The sequence below is a fragment of the Natrarchaeobius oligotrophus genome, from assembly GCF_003841465.1.
GTDB classification, from domain to species: Archaea; Halobacteriota; Halobacteria; order Halobacteriales; family Natrialbaceae; genus Natrarchaeobius; species Natrarchaeobius oligotrophus.
On the sequence record NZ_REFZ01000001.1, the window covers coordinates 168,424 to 185,915 of the forward strand.

At 63.1% G+C, this 17,492-nt stretch carries 24 protein-coding genes, 1 tRNA gene and 1 pseudogene; 12 read left to right on the forward strand and 14 right to left on the reverse strand.

Annotated features, from left to right (window positions below):
* The first annotated feature begins 58 nt into the window (after positions 1-58).
* From EA472_RS00890 to EA472_RS00910, 5 genes are read left to right on the forward strand one after another with little or no spacing between them, the layout of a single operon-like run.
* Complete coding sequence (locus EA472_RS00890) at positions 59-514, forward strand: DUF7287 family protein (protein WP_449289226.1); 456 nt, start codon at positions 59-61, stop codon at positions 512-514.
* A gap of 2 nt (positions 515-516) precedes the next feature.
* Positions 517-1,104 carry a DUF7288 family protein gene (locus EA472_RS00895; protein WP_124189637.1) on the forward strand — a complete coding sequence of 196 codons (588 nt, stop codon included), beginning with the start codon at positions 517-519 and terminating at the stop codon, positions 1,102-1,104.
* A complete protein-coding gene (locus tag EA472_RS00900; protein ID WP_124189638.1) occupies positions 1,092-2,033 on the forward strand; it encodes a DUF7261 family protein in 942 nt (313 codons plus the stop codon). Before EA472_RS00895 ends, EA472_RS00900 begins: the two co-directional genes overlap by 13 nt.
* The gene (locus EA472_RS00905) at positions 2,023-2,469 is read left to right on the forward strand and encodes a DUF7266 family protein (RefSeq protein WP_124189639.1); all 447 of its coding nucleotides are present in this window, start codon (positions 2,023-2,025) and stop codon (positions 2,467-2,469) included. Before EA472_RS00900 ends, EA472_RS00905 begins: the two co-directional genes overlap by 11 nt.
* The gene (locus tag EA472_RS00910) at positions 2,462-3,250 is read left to right on the forward strand and encodes a DUF7289 family protein (RefSeq protein WP_124189640.1); all 789 of its coding nucleotides are present in this window, start codon (positions 2,462-2,464) and stop codon (positions 3,248-3,250) included. Before EA472_RS00905 ends, EA472_RS00910 begins: the two co-directional genes overlap by 8 nt.
* Here EA472_RS00910 and EA472_RS00915 read toward each other — a convergent pair.
* The 4 genes from EA472_RS00915 to EA472_RS00930 form a co-directional block, all read right to left on the reverse strand.
* Positions 3,243-4,547, reverse strand: a complete 1,305-nt coding sequence (locus EA472_RS00915) for a DUF7289 family protein (protein WP_124189641.1) — start codon at positions 4,545-4,547, stop codon at positions 3,243-3,245. The genes EA472_RS00910 and EA472_RS00915 overlap by 8 nt on opposite strands.
* Positions 4,548-4,630: 83 nt before the next feature.
* On the reverse strand, positions 4,631-5,014 hold the full coding sequence (locus EA472_RS00920; protein WP_124189642.1) for a universal stress protein: 384 nt from the start codon (positions 5,012-5,014) through the stop codon (positions 4,631-4,633).
* A 500-nt stretch (positions 5,015-5,514) separates the two neighbouring features.
* Complete coding sequence (locus EA472_RS00925) at positions 5,515-5,826, reverse strand: DUF7521 family protein (RefSeq protein ID WP_124189643.1); 312 nt, start codon at positions 5,824-5,826, stop codon at positions 5,515-5,517.
* A complete protein-coding gene (locus EA472_RS00930; protein WP_124189644.1) occupies positions 5,823-6,170 on the reverse strand; it encodes an ArsR/SmtB family transcription factor in 348 nt (115 codons plus the stop codon). The genes EA472_RS00925 and EA472_RS00930 overlap by 4 nt, the downstream gene beginning before the upstream one ends.
* A gap of 299 nt (positions 6,171-6,469) precedes the next feature.
* On the opposite strand from EA472_RS00930, the gene EA472_RS00935 reads away from it, so the two are divergent.
* The 3 genes from EA472_RS00935 (at position 6,470) to EA472_RS00945 (ending at position 9,847) form a co-directional block, all read left to right on the forward strand.
* Positions 6,470-7,099, forward strand: a complete 630-nt coding sequence (locus tag EA472_RS00935; RefSeq protein ID WP_124189645.1) for a metal-dependent hydrolase — start codon at positions 6,470-6,472, stop codon at positions 7,097-7,099.
* A gap of 328 nt (positions 7,100-7,427) precedes the next feature.
* Positions 7,428-8,531 carry a polysaccharide deacetylase family protein gene (locus EA472_RS00940; protein WP_243637740.1) on the forward strand — a complete coding sequence of 368 codons (1,104 nt, stop codon included), beginning with the start codon at positions 7,428-7,430 and terminating at the stop codon, positions 8,529-8,531.
* On the forward strand, positions 8,528-9,847 hold the full coding sequence (locus tag EA472_RS00945; protein WP_124189646.1) for a hypothetical protein: 1,320 nt from the start codon (positions 8,528-8,530) through the stop codon (positions 9,845-9,847). Before EA472_RS00940 ends, EA472_RS00945 begins: the two co-directional genes overlap by 4 nt.
* Here EA472_RS00945 and EA472_RS00950 read toward each other — a convergent pair.
* Positions 9,754-10,197: an OsmC family protein gene (locus EA472_RS00950; protein ID WP_207891104.1), complete on the reverse strand. Its 444-nt coding sequence runs from the start codon at positions 10,195-10,197 to the stop codon at positions 9,754-9,756. The genes EA472_RS00945 and EA472_RS00950 overlap by 94 nt on opposite strands.
* A 492-nt stretch (positions 10,198-10,689) precedes the next feature.
* Between EA472_RS00950 and EA472_RS00955 the strand changes: the two genes are divergently transcribed.
* From EA472_RS00955 to EA472_RS00965, 3 genes are all read left to right on the forward strand, one after another.
* Positions 10,690-11,136 carry a calcium-binding protein gene (locus tag EA472_RS00955; RefSeq protein WP_124189647.1) on the forward strand — a complete coding sequence of 149 codons (447 nt, stop codon included), beginning with the start codon at positions 10,690-10,692 and terminating at the stop codon, positions 11,134-11,136.
* A 2-nt stretch (positions 11,137-11,138) separates the two neighbouring features.
* Positions 11,139-11,639: a calcium-binding protein gene (locus EA472_RS00960; RefSeq protein ID WP_124189648.1), complete on the forward strand. Its 501-nt coding sequence runs from the start codon at positions 11,139-11,141 to the stop codon at positions 11,637-11,639.
* A 195-nt stretch (positions 11,640-11,834) separates the two neighbouring features.
* On the forward strand, positions 11,835-12,623 hold the full coding sequence (locus tag EA472_RS00965) for a helix-turn-helix domain-containing protein (RefSeq protein ID WP_243637741.1): 789 nt from the start codon (positions 11,835-11,837) through the stop codon (positions 12,621-12,623).
* 518 nt (positions 12,624-13,141) lie between these two features.
* Here the strand turns inward: EA472_RS00965 and EA472_RS22295 are convergent.
* The 8 genes and pseudogenes from EA472_RS22295 to EA472_RS01000 all read right to left on the reverse strand — a co-directional run bounded on the left by EA472_RS22295 (position 13,142) and on the right by EA472_RS01000 (position 16,341).
* Positions 13,142-13,285 carry a hypothetical protein gene (locus EA472_RS22295; protein ID WP_165874785.1) on the reverse strand — a complete coding sequence of 48 codons (144 nt, stop codon included), beginning with the start codon at positions 13,283-13,285 and terminating at the stop codon, positions 13,142-13,144.
* Positions 13,282-13,659 (reverse strand): DUF7718 family protein, encoded by a 378-nt coding sequence (locus EA472_RS00970; RefSeq protein WP_124189649.1) that lies wholly within the window; start codon positions 13,657-13,659, stop codon positions 13,282-13,284. Before EA472_RS00970 ends, EA472_RS22295 begins: the two co-directional genes overlap by 4 nt.
* Positions 13,660-13,812: 153 nt before the next feature.
* A pseudogene (locus EA472_RS00975) lies at positions 13,813-14,181 on the reverse strand (DNA-binding protein); the annotation flags it as partial.
* Positions 14,172-14,450 (reverse strand): hypothetical protein, encoded by a 279-nt coding sequence (locus EA472_RS00980; RefSeq protein WP_124189650.1) that lies wholly within the window; start codon positions 14,448-14,450, stop codon positions 14,172-14,174. The gene EA472_RS00980 and the pseudogene EA472_RS00975, both read right to left, overlap by 10 nt.
* On the reverse strand, positions 14,443-14,682 hold the full coding sequence (locus EA472_RS22855) for a DUF7563 family protein (protein WP_124189651.1): 240 nt from the start codon (positions 14,680-14,682) through the stop codon (positions 14,443-14,445). The genes EA472_RS00980 and EA472_RS22855 overlap by 8 nt, the downstream gene beginning before the upstream one ends.
* A 205-nt stretch (positions 14,683-14,887) precedes the next feature.
* A tRNA-Pro gene (locus tag EA472_RS00990) sits at positions 14,888-14,960 on the reverse strand.
* Positions 14,961-15,099: 139 nt separating this feature from the next.
* Positions 15,100-15,696 (reverse strand): tRNA (pseudouridine(54)-N(1))-methyltransferase TrmY, encoded by a 597-nt coding sequence (gene trmY / locus EA472_RS00995; protein WP_124189652.1) that lies wholly within the window; start codon positions 15,694-15,696, stop codon positions 15,100-15,102.
* Between the two features lie 81 nt (positions 15,697-15,777).
* Positions 15,778-16,341, reverse strand: a complete 564-nt coding sequence (locus tag EA472_RS01000) for a metal-dependent hydrolase (protein ID WP_124189653.1) — start codon at positions 16,339-16,341, stop codon at positions 15,778-15,780.
* 90 nt (positions 16,342-16,431) lie between these two features.
* Here EA472_RS01000 and EA472_RS22300 point away from each other — a divergent pair, with 90 nt between their 5' ends.
* Complete coding sequence (locus EA472_RS22300) at positions 16,432-16,608, forward strand: HVO_A0556 family zinc finger protein (RefSeq protein ID WP_165874786.1); 177 nt, start codon at positions 16,432-16,434, stop codon at positions 16,606-16,608.
* A 147-nt stretch (positions 16,609-16,755) separates the two neighbouring features.
* Here EA472_RS22300 and EA472_RS01005 read toward each other — a convergent pair whose 3' ends face one another.
* Positions 16,756-17,481, reverse strand: a complete 726-nt coding sequence (locus EA472_RS01005) for a diphthine--ammonia ligase (RefSeq protein ID WP_124189654.1) — start codon at positions 17,479-17,481, stop codon at positions 16,756-16,758.
* Positions 17,482-17,492: the final 11 nt, after the last annotated feature.

Below are 17,492 nucleotides of genomic sequence, written 5' to 3' on the forward strand. Positions count from 1 at the left end.
AACAGATTTATAGGGCCTCGATAATCACCTGATAGGCAAGCTTCCGAGGATTCGATACATGACTGGAGACAATCACGATCGTGGTCAAACTCATTTCGATTTTCTGATCGGATTCTCGGTATTTATCGTGGCGGTGATGTTCGTCTTCACCTCCGTTCCGGGCCTGATCACTCCCTTCGACGAGAGCGAAACCGCGAACCCGCTGCTCGCGGATCGGATCGCCGACGACCTCTCCGAATCGACGCTGGTCGACTCGTCCGGCTCGGCACAGCTCAACGAGAGCGCGGCCGAGGCGTTTTTCGTCGACGCGAGTGAAGACGAGGTTCGTTCGATCCTCGGAATCGACGATCGACGGTCGTTCAACGTTTCGATCACGAACTCGACGACCGGCACACAGCTCGACGAGTACGCCGTCGGCGACCCCGTACCCGACGAGACGGGCCAGGTGACGGTCACACAGCGGATACTGCTGGCCGACGGCGAGTCGTACTGGCTGTCCGTCCGGGTGTGGTGACCATGGAGCGAGGACAGATTCACGCGCTGGAAGGGATCCTGGCCGCGGTGTTGCTCGTGTTGAGTCTCGTTTTCGCGCTCCAGGTGTCCGCCGTGACGCCGATGACCGAGAGCACGTCCAGCCAGCACATCGAAAACCAGCAGCGAGCCGTCGGCACCGATCTGCTCCAGGCGGCGGCCGAGGACGGATCGCTGAAAGCGGCCGTGCTCTACTGGGACAACGACAGCGCGACGTACCACGGTTCGAATCCGGACGGAATCTACACGAACGATCTCCCCGACGAACTTCGGCTCGGAAGCGAACTCGAGCGGACGCTCACCGATCGAGGGATCGCGTACAACCTGGAGGTGAACTACGTCGACGACGGCGAGGTCCGGTCGCGGACGATCGTCAAGCAGGGTGAACCGAGCGATCACGCGGTGACGGCGACGCAGGTGCTCACCCTCTACGAAGGCGATCCGCTCACGGACGAAAGCGGCGACCCCGACGGGACGGGGTTGGGAGAGGGGACGACGTTCTACGCCCCGAACGAATCGGACGAACCGCTGTACAACGTGGTCGAAATCGAGTTGAGACTATGGCGGATGTGAACGCGAGCGAGACCCGAAACCGGGGCCGACGGCGCGGACAGCTCCTGTTGATCACCGGGTTGATGCTCGCGATTACCCTCGTGTTTCTCGCGGTGCTTTTGAACGGCGTCATCTACGCCGAAAACCTGGGGACGCGCGGGAGCGATATCGGCGGTCACGAGACCGTTCGCTTCGAGACCGCCGCGGCCGACGCCGGCGAGCGGTTCGTGGTGGCGACCAATCGCGACGCCGACCCGCACGCGGACCACGCAGACCTCGTCGACCGGGTCGACGCGGCGGTCGCCGACTGGGACGACCAGTCGAGACAACACCTCGTCCGGGACGGCAGTTACAGCCGCGTCTCGCTCGCGGATGCGGAGGACGGCGCGCGGATTCACCAATCGGACTCGGGTCCCTTCGAGAGCGCCAACGACGAGGGCAACTGGACCGTCGTCGAAAACGGCGACGTGCGAAACGCCTCGATGCGGGTCGACGACGTCGACGGAACCTTCCGTCTGACCGTGACGACCGCCGCGTCGACGTGGAATCTGACCGTCGAAGACGCAGGCGACGTCGAGGTGGCCGCCGAGCTGGACGGAGCCGACGTCGCGGAGTGTTCCGTGAGTCAGCCCCCGTTCGAGATCGATTTCGTCGACGGAACCGTCGACGGCGACCGCTGTGGCGGGGAGCCGATGGTCTTCGCGGGCGGTCTCGAGGGGCCGTACGAGACGGTCGCGCTCGTCGGCGGTGACGAACTCGAAGGTGCCTACGATCTGACGACGAACGACACCGCACCGCTGTCCTCGAGCGAGTTCGAGGACCCGGGCGGGGACTCGCCGATCGCGGAATCCGAACTGTACTCCGTCGACCTCTCGCTCACGCACGAAACCGACCGCATCGACTACCAGTCGACCGTCACCGTCACACCAAACACGCACTATGGACGATAAGGCCGTTTCGACCGCGTTGAACTACGTGCTCCTGCTCGGAATCACCGTGTTACTCATGGGCGGGCTCTCCGTGGCGGCCGGCGACTTGCTCGAGACCCAACACGAGGGAGCAGTGAACGCGGAACTCGACGTGATCGGAGAGCGAATCGTCGCCGACCTCCAGACCGCGGATCGGTTGACTCGGGCCGATGGTACGGCCGAGACCGTCCTCGTTCGATCGTCGCCGCCGGAGACGATCAGCGGCGGCCACTACTCCGTGAGAATCGTCCACGTCGGCGGCGAAACGAGGCTGATCCTCGAGAGCGCGTCCGCCGACGTCACGACCGAAACGACCGTTCCGACGACGACCCCGGTCGCCGAAACGGGACTGATCGGCGGCCCGCTCGAGATTCGGTACGACGACGAGAACGGCGAACTGGTGATCGCCGATGGATGAACGCGGCGTCACCGAGTTGATCGGCTACACCGTCATCTTCGGGATCGTGCTCCTGTCGTTCAGCATGCTCTTTCTCGTCGGCACGACGAGCGTCACCGACTCCCGGGAGCGAACCCAGGTCGACAACGCGGAAGCGGCGTTCGAAATCCTCGCGGAGAACGTCGACGAGCACGCCTTCGACCGCGCGGTCGGGCGCGCGACGGAGATCAAAGTCGCCGACGCGAGCCTCTACTTCGGCCCCGAGGAGTCGGTCAACGTGACGATCATGCCCGACGGAGCAGGAAGCGGGGAGGAAAACGTCACCCTGTACGACCGGTCGTCCGAACCGATCGTCTACGAATCGCGAGACGGAACGAGCGTAGTGTACGCGAACGGGGCGCTGTTCCGGGAGGAAACCGACGAGAGCCGGATGGTCAGAGAACCCTACGCCCGAATCGACGAGAACCGAACCGTCCTGCCCCAGATCCGGTTTTCGAACGCCGAGGGCAGACTCACGATCGGCGGATCGGAGACCGTTCTCGTCCGGACCGAGCGGCTGTCACCGAGATTCGAGCAGAACACGACGTACCAGGAGTACGACCTCGAGATCACGATCACCACGACCGACCGTCGCGCCGAGGCCTGGCAGTCCTACTACGACTCGTTCGAGATTCTCGAGTGTCCCGACAGCCGGATCGTCGACCTCCCCGACGAGGGAGCCGAACTGACGTGTCAGACGGACGGTCACACGACGGCCGAAGTGTACGTTCCCGAGACGAGACTCGACGGCGAGTTCAGCTGAATCGGACCTCGACTTCGTTTTCCGTGATCTGGAGGTAGGTCACGAACCCTTCGGCCTCGTAGTCGATGTACGCGCCGGACTCGTCGTGGTCGACGCGCTGTGCGCCGGTTTTGTCCTCGACCGTCAGATCGACGTTCGGTCCGTACGCTTCGATGGTCTCGTTGAACAACTCGCCGAGTTCCCGCTGAGTACCGTCGTACTCGGCGGAGACGTTCGCCGTCAGGTCGACCTCGACGGTGTCCGGGTCGGTGCTCTGGTTCACTTCGAAGGCGTCGTCGGCGACCCACTCGTTACCGTCCGAATCCGTGAGCGTCACGTCGACCCAGCCGTGGCCCTGGCCGTGGACGTTGACGAATTCGATTCCGTCGACCTCGAGGCTCCAGTCTAAATTGTTCAGCCCGGAAGCGCCGTCGCCGGCCAGGGTCACGGTGAAGTTGTTCATCGGGTCCTCTTCCTCGGCGGCCCGGATACGGATCTTGCCGCCGTCGCTCAGCGGCGTCGCCCCGATGTCGCCGAGTGTCAGCAACTCGACGGTCGCGGTTTCGTTTCCGTGATCGACCGACACGTTCCCCTGGGTTCGTTCCTCGAAGTACGTTTCCCAGCCGCGGTAGTAGTCGCTCTGGACGGTCACCTCGATCGTGCCGTTTTCGATGGGGTTTCTGTACTCCGCGCCGTCTTTCTGATACGTCCGCGAACTGGGGTAGATGCGATCCGTCCCGCTCCGTTGGTGGGCGACGATGTCGGATTTCCCCGATCGACGCTGATCGCCGGTGACGTTGATGACCGGGAGCGTGAGCGTTCCGTATCGGTAGTGAAACTCGGGCGGCGAGACCATGGTGGTGTGGTCGTCGTCTTGCTTCCAGACGCCGCCGCCCTGGTAGGCGACCGTCGTTCCGTCGTTCGCGTACGTGACGGTGCCGAGCGAGAACGAGTCGTGACCGATCAGTTCGCGATCCCCGTCGCCGGTTCGGTTGAGGTGTGCGATCTCGATCGATCCCGCCGTCCCGTCGATCGCGTACGTTCCGTCGGTGTTGTCGACGGAGACGGTCTGTACCGAGGACTCCCCGAGCGACACTTCCGACACCTTCGATCCGAGGAGCGCGAGTTCGTTCTCCGCGGCACCCACTTCGGTCGTCTGCTGGTGTCCGTCGAGAACGGCCATTCCCGCGATAAAAAGCCCAGTGGCTGATATTATAGTAAATCCAAGTAGAAGGACGAGTCCGAGAATCTCCGATTGCGACCGATCGTCCGAAAGCACGTCGGGCTCGCTCTCGTTCACCGATCTCCGAGATATCACTGTTCGTGAGTCACACTACAGTCACAAAATAGTATTGGTAATTGCTCTATCATCTTCGTCCTCACGACTCGGCCCAGACGTCGTCACTCCGTCGACGTCGGAACGACGACTGCTGGTCGGTTCGCGCGCTCGAGGATCGTCTCGACGGTGGCTCCGACCGGTTGCGACTCGTCCGAGTGCCAGCCGTGGCTGCCGACGACGATTTCGTCGGGGTCGGTTTCGGCAGCCGCTTCGAGTAACACCGCCGCCGGATCGCCGTTGCAAAGCCGCGTATCGACGCTGGCCGTGGCAGTGAGTCGAACGGACGCGGCGTTCAGGGCGTCCTGGCAGTCCCGTCGCGCCGTCGGATCGGTCGTTGATGCGACCGCGACGACGGTGACGGTGTCGCCCGGACTCAAACGGTCGTCGAGGTAGTCACAGATCGCTGCCGTCGTGTGTACCGAATCGCTGCCGACGAGAGAGTGCATACCGTCACTTCGAGGCCGACCCGATAATCGTATGGGTTCGCGTCCAGCGTCGCCGGACTGTCGATCGATCCAGTTCGAACCGCTGATCGCTCGAGCACACTGTGTCCGGAGGCGGGGCGGATTCGAGACCGACGGCGGATTTTCCGACCCAGAAAAAACCCTCGTCACACTAATACCGAGCGGATAAAAGGAGGGTCCGGGGGACGTCCCAGGAATCCGCCCGAACATCGTCAGTCCCCCGTCAGATAGGCGGACCGGACGCCGATCAACCTCGTGGACGCGATGCCCGTCGCAGTCGGATCAACCCCGAATCGTCCGGTCCGTTCACCCACGTCCGCCGGTAGCCCGACGCCCGATCACCGGCTTCGTGGTCTGCTGTCCGTCAGTCCCGCCGCACTCGCGGACGGTCCGCGGTTGTACCGGGACGTCGGTGCATCAGACGGTCTCAGTGGGACTCTTCCACCGTGCTTCGGCCCTCCTCGATCGGAAGACGATTTCGCTCAGTGTCGTCCGTACAGCGAGTAGGTGATCGCGACGAGTCCGAGCAGTCGGCTCACGTTCTCGAAGAAAACCGTCACGATCTGATCGGTGTCGAAGAGCGTGTTGATGGCGACGTTGATCAGGAACGGAGAGACGGTCAACAACAGCAAGCCGATCGCGAGATAGAGCATCGACGGCGCGTCGTTGCGACGGTAGCCGCGGTAGGCCTGGTAGGCGATGATCGCGCCGATCAGCGCGACGAGAAAGAGGCTAGCGACGGTCAACAGCTCGAACAGCGTCGCCTCGTCGATCCGAACGACGTCCTCGCTCATCGCATCCCCTCCCACATTTTCGTGAACTTGTCCGCGACGTCTTCCTCGCGATAGGTCAACTCGAGATCGAACGCACCGTCTTCCAGCGAGAGCTCGAGACGATCGAGGTTCGCACTGTAGACGCTGTAGTGATTACCGTCCGGTGCGAGTTCCGTCTCTTCGGTGACGAGTCGACATTCCTCGAGACGATCGAGTCGCCGGTAGATCGTGGGTAGGGACGCGTCACACCGTTCACTCAGGGTACTGGCAGACATGGGTTCGACGCTCGTATGGGTGAGGATATCACGTGCGTACTCGTCGTCGAGAACCGCGAGCACCGTCGACAGGTCGACCTCCTCACTCACTGTAGCTGTTCGTTCCGGCAACGGTATCAAAAGCGACGCGGTTTCTCTGACCCAGAAAACGCCCCCGTGAATGGTCGTAATTCCTCCTCGTAGTGGGCGGTGGTTCGACTCCGAACGGCGAGTGGACGATCCGGCCTCGTGACGAGACGGCCGAACATTGATCTCGAGTCTGTCGCCCCCTCACGTTCGACCGGCGCGGTCGTTCCTGCGATTCGAGCCCTCGCCAGTTCGACGTAGCCGTTTGATAGCGGAACTTAGTACGACCATAACTAATTCCGCGAGACGGCGATCCTCCGGTAATGTGGCCGTGGGAACACGCGATCGTCGGGTATCTCGCGTACTCGGCGTTCAGTCACCTCTACTACCGACGCTCGCCCTCCGGACTCGAGGCGTTCGCGGTCGTCTTCGCGTCGGTGTTGCCGGACCTGATCGACAAACCGCTCGCCTGGGAGTTCGGCGTCTTCGAGACGGGCTACGCGCTCGGACACTCGATCCTCTTTGCCGTTCCGCTGTCGGTGGCCGTCGGGTTGCTCGCCCGCCGACTCGATCGAACGGAAGCGGGGATCGCGTTCGCACTGGGCTATCTCCTTCACCTGCCGTCGGACGTCCTCGACGGCTACCTCCGCGGCGGACGCGTGCGGACCGAGTTGATGCTGTGGCCCGTCCAGACGGTCGGCTCCGCGGAGGAGCGGATCGGGTTCGCCGACGAGTTCTGGCGGCTGTTCGAGGGGTATCAGCGGGCGCTGCTCGCCGGCGAGCTCTCGACGTACGTGCGGGTACAGCTCGCGCTCGCCGCCCTCGTGGTCGTCGTGTGGCTGTACGACGGAGCGCCCGTTCTCCGGGAGTCTCTCGGCTACTGTCGCCGCCTGGTCTCGAGCGTCGTATCCCGGCCGAAACGACCGCTCGAAGCCAACGAGGACCGCGAATGAGCCTAAATTCCGGGACGTCGCCGTTGGATTTCGGGTCGGCGGATCGCGGTCGATACCGAAAAGAAACACGTAATTGATTCGGAACTGTCGGATGTTCCGTTCTTTCGAATTCAGTGGCAGTCGGGTACGCTGTCATTTACTATCGTATCTGTCTGGGTGAGAGTAACGACGTGATGAGCGAAATGAATCAAACGCACGAACGCGAGCGAATCCTCCGCGGAGAACGGTCGCTCTCCGCGAAACCGCGGTCGCTCCGATCGCACGGGCGAGTCGTCGCGCCGCCCCTCGCGGCGTGGGTCGACGCCGATCGACCGAAGCGAGGGTGTGCATGAAGGCGGATCCTCCCCGTCGGGATGGCGCGAAGGGGTCGGACGACGTCGCCGGCCGCCGCGTTGACGGCCGCGGACCGGACGACCTCGCCCGATCGAGGCGGTCTCGCGTCTCGTCGCTTCCCGTCGACGGCGAGTTCGCGCTCTGTCTGACCCACGACGTCGACCGACCGTACAAAGGGTTCCGCTCGCTGTACTACGCGACCCGCGAGCGACCGACGTATCACCTTCGGACCGCCCTCTCGTCGGCGAACCCGTACTGGCAGTTCGAGGAGATCATGGCCCTCGAGGACGAACTGGGCGTTCGATCGGCGTTTTACTTCCTGAACGAACAACACCTGCTCGCGGACCGGCCGGTCCGCGAGTGGACGTCGCCGTCGAACTGGATCCAGCACCTGGGACGGTACGACGTCACCCGCGACGACGTCGTCGAGGTGATCCGCTCGCTCGAGGACGGCGACTGGGAGGTCGGACTCCACGGATCGTATCACACCGCCGACGACCCCCAGCGACTGCGCGAGGAAAAGGAGATCCTCGAGTCGATCCTCGACGGATCCGTGGTCGGCGGCCGCCAGCACCACCTTCGGCTCCAGGAACCCGAAACCTGGAACCACCACCGAGCGATCGGCCTTCGGTACGACGCGAGTCTCGGTTCGGGCACCGACTGTGGCTTCCACGAGGGATACCGCCCGATTCGTCCGTTCGACGACCAGTTCGTGGTCTTCCCGACGACGGTCATGGACCAGGCGCTACCGGATCCCGGATCGGAGCCGGAAGCGGCCCGCCGCGTCTGCGAACGACTCCTGCTCGATGCGGCGAGAAACGACGCCACGATGACCGTTCTCTGGCACCCCCGCTTTTTCCACGAGCGGGAGTTTCCGGGCTACCGCTCGCTGTACCGCTGGCTGATCGAACGCGCACGGGAACTCGAGGCGTGGATCGGCCCGCCCGGAGAACTGTACGGAGCGATCGAACGCGATCGGCGGTGCCGATCGGCGACGGAAACCGACCGACCGACGGGCTCGTCCGGAGCGATCGGCGTCTGTCCGCTCGAACCCGACGAACCGTCACCACAGCACTCGCACCTGCGGGGTGACTCATGAGCGAACGTCCCGCGACCGTCGTCGCCGTCGTCGCCCTGATGATCGTCTCGGGAACGCTCGGGTTCGCCGGAGTCGGCGCGGTGAGCGCCTCGAGCGCGACGCAGGCGGCCGACTCGTACGTCGTCGAGCAGGGCGACGCGTGCCAGCCGATCGAGCCGATCTCGACCAGCCGGACGGTCGAATCGTTCTACGACTACCGAAACCACGAAACTCATCCGGACAGCGAGCCCGAAGAGCGTCAGTACAGCTCGTACGGCACCGCTCACCTCCAGGAGGACGACACGAGCCACCTCATGCTCCACGAGGGAACGGACGGAGTGAGTCTCGTAATCGTCCACGATCGACTCGACAGCGAAACCGACGGCGGCGTCGCCACGTTCGACATCGTCGGACTCCCCGGCGAGAGCGAGTGGGTCGTCCAGGACGACCTGTACGACGGCGAGTCGAACATGGTCGAGTGGTACGAGGACGACAACCACTTCGGCGCCTCGTGGATCTGGGCCGAGGGCCGAACCGACGGCGGCGCGATCAGAGGGGGACTCAACGACGAGTTCTCCCTCACGATCCACCCGGCGTTCAACGAGGACGCCGAACTCTACGGAGCCGAGGACATCTACGACCCCGACTACGCGGGTGACGGCGAGATCACCGACTGGCACGTCCTCTCTGGATCGTTCGAGGACCCGGATCGGATCGAACTCTCGTCGCTCGACGAACCCGTCACGATCCGAACGGGAACGTGTGACGATCCGACGGTCACCTACGATCGAACGAACGGCGAGACGGTCGCTCACGTCACCGACGCGGCCGCGGACGATCCGATCCTGCTCCAGCCCTCGATGGAGACGGACGACGGCGTTCGGTTCGAGAAGATCGAACTGACCGGACTCGACGGCGAAGCGTCGTTCGGATTCGAGAGCGACCGACCCGACGGACTCCCAGACTCGCCCGACGACGCCGACGCACTCGGCGCGCTGACGGTCACCGGCGACTCGACCGACTATCCGGCGACGGTGACGATCAGCGTCGACGCGGACCTCCTCGAGGAACGCGACGCCGCCGCCGAGGAGATCGCCCTCTACGAGGTGAACGGAACCGAGTGGAACGAGACGGAGACGACGATCCGAAACGACGCCGGCGACGCCCACCTGTTCACGGCCGAGGTCTCGTCACTCGACGGATTCGTCGTCGGTCACCAGGAGCCCGAGCCGGACGAACGCAGCTACACGTCGCCGACGCCCGGCTTCACCGCCGGCGCAGCCGTCGCCGCCGCGTTCGTTCTCGCGCTCCTGTGGGCGGTTCGACGGCGCGGCTGAGTCGGCTCGAGCCGGTCGTCGATCCGAGTTCCGGTGGTACCGATCGAAACGCAAAACACCGCTCGCTCGGTCGGTTCGACCGTCACGTTCGTCGGCGTCGAGTGTTCGATGTTGTCGCCGACGGGACAGCGTTCCTCGACCACCGTCGCCAGCGCATCGAGAGCTTCCCGGTCAGCGTCGTCGTCGTCGATCCTCACCTCGAGTTCCTGGTAGCCCGCCCGGACGTCTTCGCCAGCACCGAGAAACGTCCGCGGGTCGAGGTCTCCCTGGATCTCGATTTCGACGCCGTCGAGATCGATTCCCCGTTCTTCGGCGACGGTGTGACGACGACGTCGAGACAGCCTGCCCACGCGCCGGTGAGACGCTCCATCACGACGCTCTCCATACTGCCCGACGGACCGTCGGTTGGGTGTCGGAGAGCGTGGCGCGTGACCGCGTATTACTGCTGCAGCGGCTTTCCGAGCGGCCGAGACTCGAGGACGTGTCGAATCTGACTGATACGGACTGTCGTACGTCGTTCCCGTCCAACCGGAGAACGTCACAGTTGCACCGGCAAGCCGTTTCACCCGTCCGTACGACGGTCTCTCGTGACGCGTTCGGTGTCGAACCAAAGGTGCGGTCGGCTCCGTTACGGGACGTTCGGTCGTGAACGACTCCGGCGATCCCCTCCGTTCGGTGCTGTCTGTGGGGGTTTATTCCTGCGACGAGGATCCGTTCACGTAGCGATACGGAGTGATTCACAACTGACGTCGATACGCGTGAGGGACCTGCAGACGGAAGGCGAGGGGATGAGTGAGCGAGACGAACGACCGGCCAGAACAAGGACACGTCCGACAGAGAGTATGACAGACGGCATCCGGAAACCAGCAGGCGACTCGAGGCGAACGGTTATCAAGAAAGGGGCACTTGCGGCCACCGCTTTTACCGTCGGTGCCGGAGCGACCGCCACCGCCGTTGCAGCGGTCAACGGTGAAGTGGCCGTCCTCCACGGAAGCGATTACTCTCCCGGTGCCGATTTCGATATTCTGACTCAGTTCGGGACGAGGACGCGAGACGACTTCTTCGAACGGTACGACGAGGACGAAGACGTGTTCACCGATCCGAGCGACTGGGAAGTGTACGTGATCCGGATCGATATCGGCGAGAGCGAAGGCGAGTTGGGGCATCTGCTGATCGACGACGACGATGACGATCTGGACGTCGAACCCGGGGACTCGGGTTCGATGGACGAGATCGCCTCGTTTCGCAATCCCGAATGGAACCTGGTCGAAACGGAGGTCGACATCTAGCCATGACACCAGACGACGGGGACAGAACGGACGAATCGACGGACTTCGGGAAACGAAGGACGGCCGCGGCTTCCGCGCTCGCGGCCGGTGCAGGTATCTCGGCCACTGCGGGCAGTGCCGGGGCCCAGGAGACTCAGGAAGTCGTCCTCAAAGCGAACGATTACTACCCGAACGAAACGTTCGTCATCTTGACGAATTTCGAGGAACGAAACCGACGGGAGTTTCTCGAAGAGTACGACGAAGACGAGGACGTGTTCGACGACCACGGGGACTGGGAAGTCTACTCGGCGCTGGTCGAGGTCGGCGAACCAGGGGGCGAGCCGGTACTCCTGCTGATCGATGACGACGCGGATCCGGATCCCGGTGATCGGGGAACGATGGGTGATTCACCCTCGTTCAAGGACGCCGAATGGGACCTGCTCGAGATCGACGTCACGTTCGACGACGACGCCGAGACTGACGACGACGGAGAGACTGGCGACGACGCCGAGGCCGAGGGCTGACGATACTGTTTTCGGCGGAATCTCGTGCTGGCAGCGCGCTTCGGTTCGACTACGGCCGGAAACCGGTCTCGAACGGCTACGCTGTTCTCGGTCTCGAACGCCCCTTTCGACTCCCTCGAGACGCCGATGGCCCTCGTTCCCAGGCGGATCGTCGCTCGGTTCGTCGATGAGGGTATGGTTTTACGTGAATAGTTGGTGCTGTTCCTCCTGGGTCTTCCAGGGAGGTGTGGAGAAAATGAGAACGACGCTGAGATACCGAGTTCCGGATCGGATTCGTGTGATGGTATGACTGTGATCGCTGAAATCACCGTGCCAGCGGATACGTTCGTCCTTGGTAAACTATTCCACACTATTCCCGACGCGGTGGTCGAGTTCGAACCGATCGTACCGCTTCAAAGCGGCTACAAAACGAGTTTGCCCCTGGTGTCGGTTTCTCGTGCCGAACCGGACGAGGTCCGAACGGCGTTGCGCGACGAAGAGTGCGTCGAGGCCGTCGATGTGATCGCGTCTACCGAGAAGAAGACGGTATTCGAAATCGAGTGGAACGATGGCGACGGTGATGGGATCGTTCAACCACTGATCGATATCGGGGGCCGAGTTCTCAAAGCAACGGGTAGAGAAACGGAGTGGGAATTTCACCTCCTTTTCGACTCGCATCTGTCACTGTCCGAATTCAATATGGCTGCGACCAGCAACGAAGTTCCGGTGACGTTGAATAAGGTATATAATTCGAACTTTCAAAACGAGAACACCGCTCCAGCAGTACGAAAAACCGTGCTCAAGCCCAGTTATAGAGAGACGCTTCTGTTGGCGTATCGAAGCGGGTACTACGACGCTCCGAGGAGTATACAGCTCGCCGAACTTGCGCAAAAAGAGAACGTTAGCGACAGCGCGCTCTCGAAACGGCTCCGCCGAGCCACTGCGGCTCTCATCGAACTCACGTTGCTCTCCGACGGAAGCGTGGCTGACACGACACGCAGGTAAGGCGGGCCGTTCCCAGGAGTTCGATGACCTCCCGGGGTGGGTCCGTGAGAAAGAAGCCGCCCCCATCGTCGACGAATCCGGTTCATACTCCGTTTATCATACGCATTAGCGTAGCTCTTCATACCATCCATAGTGACAGTAAGATGGTATTTTGACGTCGACTTACGAGGCGTAGAGAATTAGTGCAGCACGACGACTTCCTTTGTTGCCTCCGAAAGCGGCAATCGATCCGCTCACTATGACTGCGAATGGAACGGGCAAACTCGCTCTCGCATTCGCGAACAGAGTGAGCGATTCACCGCCGGAGCGGGGTGAAACCCCGCGACGGCGGCCTTTTGGCATCAACGGGTTTTGCCGGGGGTTGAGGCTGGCGGCGCAGACGCCAGCCGATGCCCCCGGTAAAAGAGGTTGCTGTACTTACCGCCAGGTCAGTAGTCCGCGAATCGGGGAAAGTGCACCTACTCACCGGAAGCTCAACAGCGAGAACGCGAAAAAGTCGCCTGGTTAGGATAACCCGATCAGTCCTCTCCGCCGTCGGCGATCGGCTTCTCGGCACGGTAATCGTCGGGTTCCCCGCCGAAGTCCTCCGCGAGATCCTCCCGAACGTCTTCGCGAAGCTCTTCGATGTTCTCCCGCAGCTCGTCGATCTCGTCGTCGGTCATCGGTCGGGTCTGATCTCGTGCCATTCTTCGAATCTCCGTATGAAGTTTACGAGGTTGTTCGCTAAATGGTCTTCGGCGCGATCCAGTGCGTGCCTCGCGGGCATGGGCGGAGCGACGTACTCGGTTCGGTACTTCTCCCCGTCACGGTAGATATCGATGTGGACGCCTTCCTCGCTGACGTCGTGACCGAACTCGCTTTTCACGTCGTGATCGTACCGAACGACCGTCGTCCAACCGCTCTCGAGTTCGTACTCCAACTGAACGACGAATCGGGTGATCTCGTCCTCGGTTCGGTTGTATCCCAATCGCTTCCGAGCACAGTGTGAGATCGGCGTCTCGTACTCCCGATCGTACTCTCGCAGTCCATCCGACATTTCGGATCTGATACTCTTTATCCAAACAGCTTAAACTGTAATGATTACGTCTCGATCTCTTCGACGCGCTCGAGGCTCCATTCGCCGTCGCCGACGTGACGGATATGGATATGCTGGTCGTCCCTAAGTTCCCCGTTCTCGTCGAGTAGCCCCTCAACGCGGAGGTCGTCTTTCGACGTAACCGACTTCGGTCCCGCCGCCAGGAGTCCGCCAGGTCAGCTGCGCTCGTCGCAGTAGCGACGGATCGTTCCCCGACTTCGACCACTTCTCGAGAGCTTCAGCGGCGATCGTGTGCACGTTCTCGAAGCTACTCGCTTTCAGCTCGGAGAGAATCGTATCGATTCGGACGCATCTGGGCTCGCCGTTCTCGTCGTACTCGATTTCGGCGCCGTTCTCGGCCAGCCACTTCTGGAACGGTGACGACTCGGCGATGTGATCGGCCAGTCCCATCACGTGCTGAATCCGGTCGACGAAGCTGTCGAGGGCGTACTCGGCGGATTCGACGAGACGACTCATCGGCTCACCTCCCCGTTCGGACGGTACTCCTCGCGGAGTTCGGCGTCGGCGAGACGTCGTCGAAACTCGTCTTCGACGAGTTCGGTCGGAACGAACTTCACGCGCCCGCACTCTCGAGGCGGGAGCAGTCCTTTCGCGCCGGTCCACTCGGTGAACTCGAGCCAGCCGGAGTCACGAAGCGTCGCGTCCGCGACGCACACCAGGGTATCCCGAAGTTCGATGAACGCCGGAGAGAAGCCGCTGGGGAGGTCCCGCGGATCGATCCGGTCAGACATCGGGCTCACCACCGTGACGCCCCTCCGACGTCTCTGGATCGGGAACGTCGACCTCGAGCCCGGCCGCGGACCCCCGACTCAGACGAGCGTAACTGTCGCACTCGCCACAGCGGTGGGCGCGGTCGCGATCGTCACCGAAGACACGACCGAACTCGTTGGTAACGTGGGCACCACAGTGAAGACATTTCGAGTTCCCGACAACGAACTGCGGCGTGGTGCTCACGCAGACCACCCCGAAAAGTAGCCGCTAATTGTCAGAGAATGCGGGAAAAGGTATATGTACCCAGTGGGCCGGCGCAGATGTCGAACAGATGCGAGACGGTCGCGCTCACTTCGTTCGCGCGCTGCGACTCGCGTGTTCGAATCTTTGCGGCTGCATTTCTGCCGCTCACGAACGCGACTCGCTTCGCTCGTCGGTTAGAATTCGCGGGCAGAAATGGGCCGGCGCAGATTCGAACTGCGGTTACGGCCACCCGAAGGCCGAAGGATACCAAGCTACCCCACCGGCCCGCATTCGAACGGTGTCCGTCCGAGCGTTTAACGGTTCCGAAAGCTCTCTTCTGGTGAAGACGAAACCGACCGAAAGCGCTCGAGAGCGCCCCATCGACACCGATCGAACGCGAGGGTGACGACACGATGACGCGTTCGTCTACACTCGATCGTACCCGTCGGTGTCGAGGTAGTGGTGTGCGATCGTGATCGCCTGATCGGCGTGCAACAGTTCGGGTCCGAGTCGCACCCGTCGAGCGGTCGCGTTCTCGAGAATCGTCGCCTCGTCGTCGGTGAAATTCCGGTGATCGGAGAGGACGAAAACGGGGTCGGTCAGGGCGGAGACGTCGGTTATCGGATCGCCGTTTTCGTGTAACTGAACGACCTGTCCCTCTGCGTCGACCTCCTCGAGCGTTTCCGCGAGTCCCCGGCGAAACACCTCGATACCGGGGCTCGGTTCGGCGGGCAACGCTCCGATGGCTTCGTCGCGGTGCTCGAGCGCGTTTCGGACCAGCGCAGCAGTGCTTCGTTCGTCGGGGTTGAGTCGACGGAGATCGCGTCCGTCGAACGCGATCGTAAGCTGATCCTGGACGACGAGGTGGACGCGAACGTCTTCGCGGATGCCGTGGGAGGTGACGAAGGAGGCGGTGATCGAGCGACAGAGAGCGTCGAGCCGGCCGGCACCGCCCGCGAGATCGTCGAGCGAGAAGTCGGGCTCGATCGGCACGTCGTGACCGACGAGTACGAACTGGCGCATACCGAGATCAGGTCGTCCGGTGGGATAGCCACACCGATTCGGCGGCGCGACGGCGACCGATCGGTCGCCGCCGCGGTCGAATCACTCGTCTCCAGCCGGCGACGCTCTCCGGTCCAACGCCGCAGAGACGTATCCGAGGCCGGGCGCACCGTCGCGGTACCAGACGAGCGCCGCGACGACGAACAGTCCGAGCTGGAACACCTCGTACGGCCCCATCGCGTAGTAGCTGAGAAACGCCTCGAGGATGCCGTCGACGGGTTCGTCGGCCGGCTGATCGACGAACGGCCACAGCAGGAATTCGGTTCCGGAGAGGTCGCCGGTGAGAACCGTCGGGGGAACGTCCGCGAGCAGGTGCGAGACGTGACCGACGACGAACGCGAATCCAACCCGTCGGTACTCGAAGCGGGTCGCGAAGACGTACACGACCAGCGTCAGCACCGCGGCGAACGCCAGCGAGTGGCCGAGCGTTCGGCCGCCGGGGAGGACGTCGAACGTCCACGCGAGGGGTTTGTCGATCAGGTCGGGAAACTGCGAGCCGATCGCGAGCGCGACGGCCGGAAGCGCGAGCGGCGGGCGGTCGAACCGACGGTGCGTGTAGGCGGTGTACAGCAGGTAGGCGACGGCGAGGTGTCCCCATGGCCACATCGTCCGATGGTTCCACGAGGGGGCGGATAGGTACTTCGACACGGCACAACCAGGGCCAACGATTACCCCTCGTCCGGCACCTGGTACGGTATGGCAAAATCACAGCAGTCCGGCGGACAGCACGGACAGCTGCTCGCGATACTCGAGGGGAGGTCCTGTCCGTCCTGTGACGACGGCGAACTCGAGCGAGGAACGTACAAGGACAACGAAGCGGTGATCTGCGACGACTGCGGGACGCCCCGGGCGCAAGTGTGGCGAGTTCCCTGACAGCGTCCTCCCCGCGAGGGGCGCGGATTAGGGAGTTCGCGCTACACCGGCCGGTTCACGTCCGACCGGGTCGCGAAGCGGTGGGCCTGACGGGCCGGCCGCAACGTGATCCCACGGAGCGGGCGAAGCGCCGCTCGGTCGCGGTGCTCACGCCAGTTCGGCGTCCGTGATCCGTATCGAGCCGCGCGTTCCCTCCCACTCGGGTTCGTACTCGAGAGCGATCCGTCGGGCCATGTGCGGTCCGTCCACGACCAGCGTTTCGAACTCGCCGCCCTCTCCGAGGACGTGGACGCCGTACTCCGCGTTGAGCGCGTCGAGTTCCTCGATGGCCTCGCGGTCGAGCGTTCTTCCCAGCCAGGACCTGTCGAGTCCGCCTGCAGCGACCTGCACGATCACGATCTCGAAGCCGACCTCGAGCATCGCGTCCGCGAGGTCGTGGGGATCGCGCTGCCACAGCGGCGCGAACAGCCGACAGCCGAGACGATCGCACATGCCCTCGATTCGGCTGGTCTGGTATTCGCTCTCGACGGCACCGGCGGTGACGCCCGCGAGTCCGCCCTCGAGTTCGCGGTCGAGGTCAGAGAGGGCGGCCTCGAGCGGCTCGAGTTCGTCGTCGCCCTGCTCGTTCGAGTCCGTGGCAGATTCGGCCCCGAGATCGCCCGGATCGACGTCGACCAGTTCGATACCGATGCTCTCGGCGGCGAGAGAAGCGAGCTCCGTCGCGGGTACGTGGTACATGTAGGAGTCGTCCGATGGGTGAACCGTGAGGAGTCGGCGGACGTCGATCCCTTCCTCGAGCGCGCGATACAGCGCCCACGAGGAGTCCTTTCCCCCGGAAAAGAGACTCACCCAGGCGCCGTCTGTCTCGGACATAATCGACGGTT

Coding starts and splice junctions, on each gene's coding strand:
- EA472_RS00890 (WP_449289226.1), top strand. CDS start 59: ATGACTGGAGACAATCACGATCGTGGTCAAACTCATTTCGATTTTCTG.
- EA472_RS00895 (WP_124189637.1), top strand. CDS start 517: ATGGAGCGAGGACAGATTCACGCGCTGGAAGGGATCCTGGCCGCGGTG.
- EA472_RS00900 (WP_124189638.1), top strand. CDS start 1,092: ATGGCGGATGTGAACGCGAGCGAGACCCGAAACCGGGGCCGACGGCGC.
- EA472_RS00905 (WP_124189639.1), top strand. CDS start 2,023: ATGGACGATAAGGCCGTTTCGACCGCGTTGAACTACGTGCTCCTGCTC.
- EA472_RS00910 (WP_124189640.1), top strand. CDS start 2,462: ATGGATGAACGCGGCGTCACCGAGTTGATCGGCTACACCGTCATCTTC.
- EA472_RS00920 (WP_124189642.1), bottom strand. CDS start 5,014: ATGCACTCTCTCGTCGGCAGCGATTCGGTACACACGACGGCAGCGATC.
- EA472_RS00925 (WP_124189643.1), bottom strand. CDS start 5,826: ATGAGCGAGGACGTCGTTCGGATCGACGAGGCGACGCTGTTCGAGCTG.
- EA472_RS00935 (WP_124189645.1), top strand. CDS start 6,470: ATGTGGCCGTGGGAACACGCGATCGTCGGGTATCTCGCGTACTCGGCG.
- EA472_RS00940 (WP_243637740.1), top strand. CDS start 7,428: ATGAAGGCGGATCCTCCCCGTCGGGATGGCGCGAAGGGGTCGGACGAC.
- EA472_RS00945 (WP_124189646.1), top strand. CDS start 8,528: ATGAGCGAACGTCCCGCGACCGTCGTCGCCGTCGTCGCCCTGATGATC.
- EA472_RS00955 (WP_124189647.1), top strand. CDS start 10,690: ATGACAGACGGCATCCGGAAACCAGCAGGCGACTCGAGGCGAACGGTT.
- EA472_RS00960 (WP_124189648.1), top strand. CDS start 11,139: ATGACACCAGACGACGGGGACAGAACGGACGAATCGACGGACTTCGGG.
- EA472_RS22295 (WP_165874785.1), bottom strand. CDS start 13,285: ATGACCGACGACGAGATCGACGAGCTGCGGGAGAACATCGAAGAGCTT.
- EA472_RS00970 (WP_124189649.1), bottom strand. CDS start 13,659: ATGTCGGATGGACTGCGAGAGTACGATCGGGAGTACGAGACGCCGATC.
- EA472_RS00980 (WP_124189650.1), bottom strand. CDS start 14,450: ATGTCTGACCGGATCGATCCGCGGGACCTCCCCAGCGGCTTCTCTCCG.
- trmY (WP_124189652.1), bottom strand. CDS start 15,696: ATGCGCCAGTTCGTACTCGTCGGTCACGACGTGCCGATCGAGCCCGAC.
- EA472_RS01000 (WP_124189653.1), bottom strand. CDS start 16,341: ATGTGGCCATGGGGACACCTCGCCGTCGCCTACCTGCTGTACACCGCC.
- EA472_RS22300 (WP_165874786.1), top strand. CDS start 16,432: ATGGCAAAATCACAGCAGTCCGGCGGACAGCACGGACAGCTGCTCGCG.
- EA472_RS01005 (WP_124189654.1), bottom strand. CDS start 17,481: ATGTCCGAGACAGACGGCGCCTGGGTGAGTCTCTTTTCCGGGGGAAAG.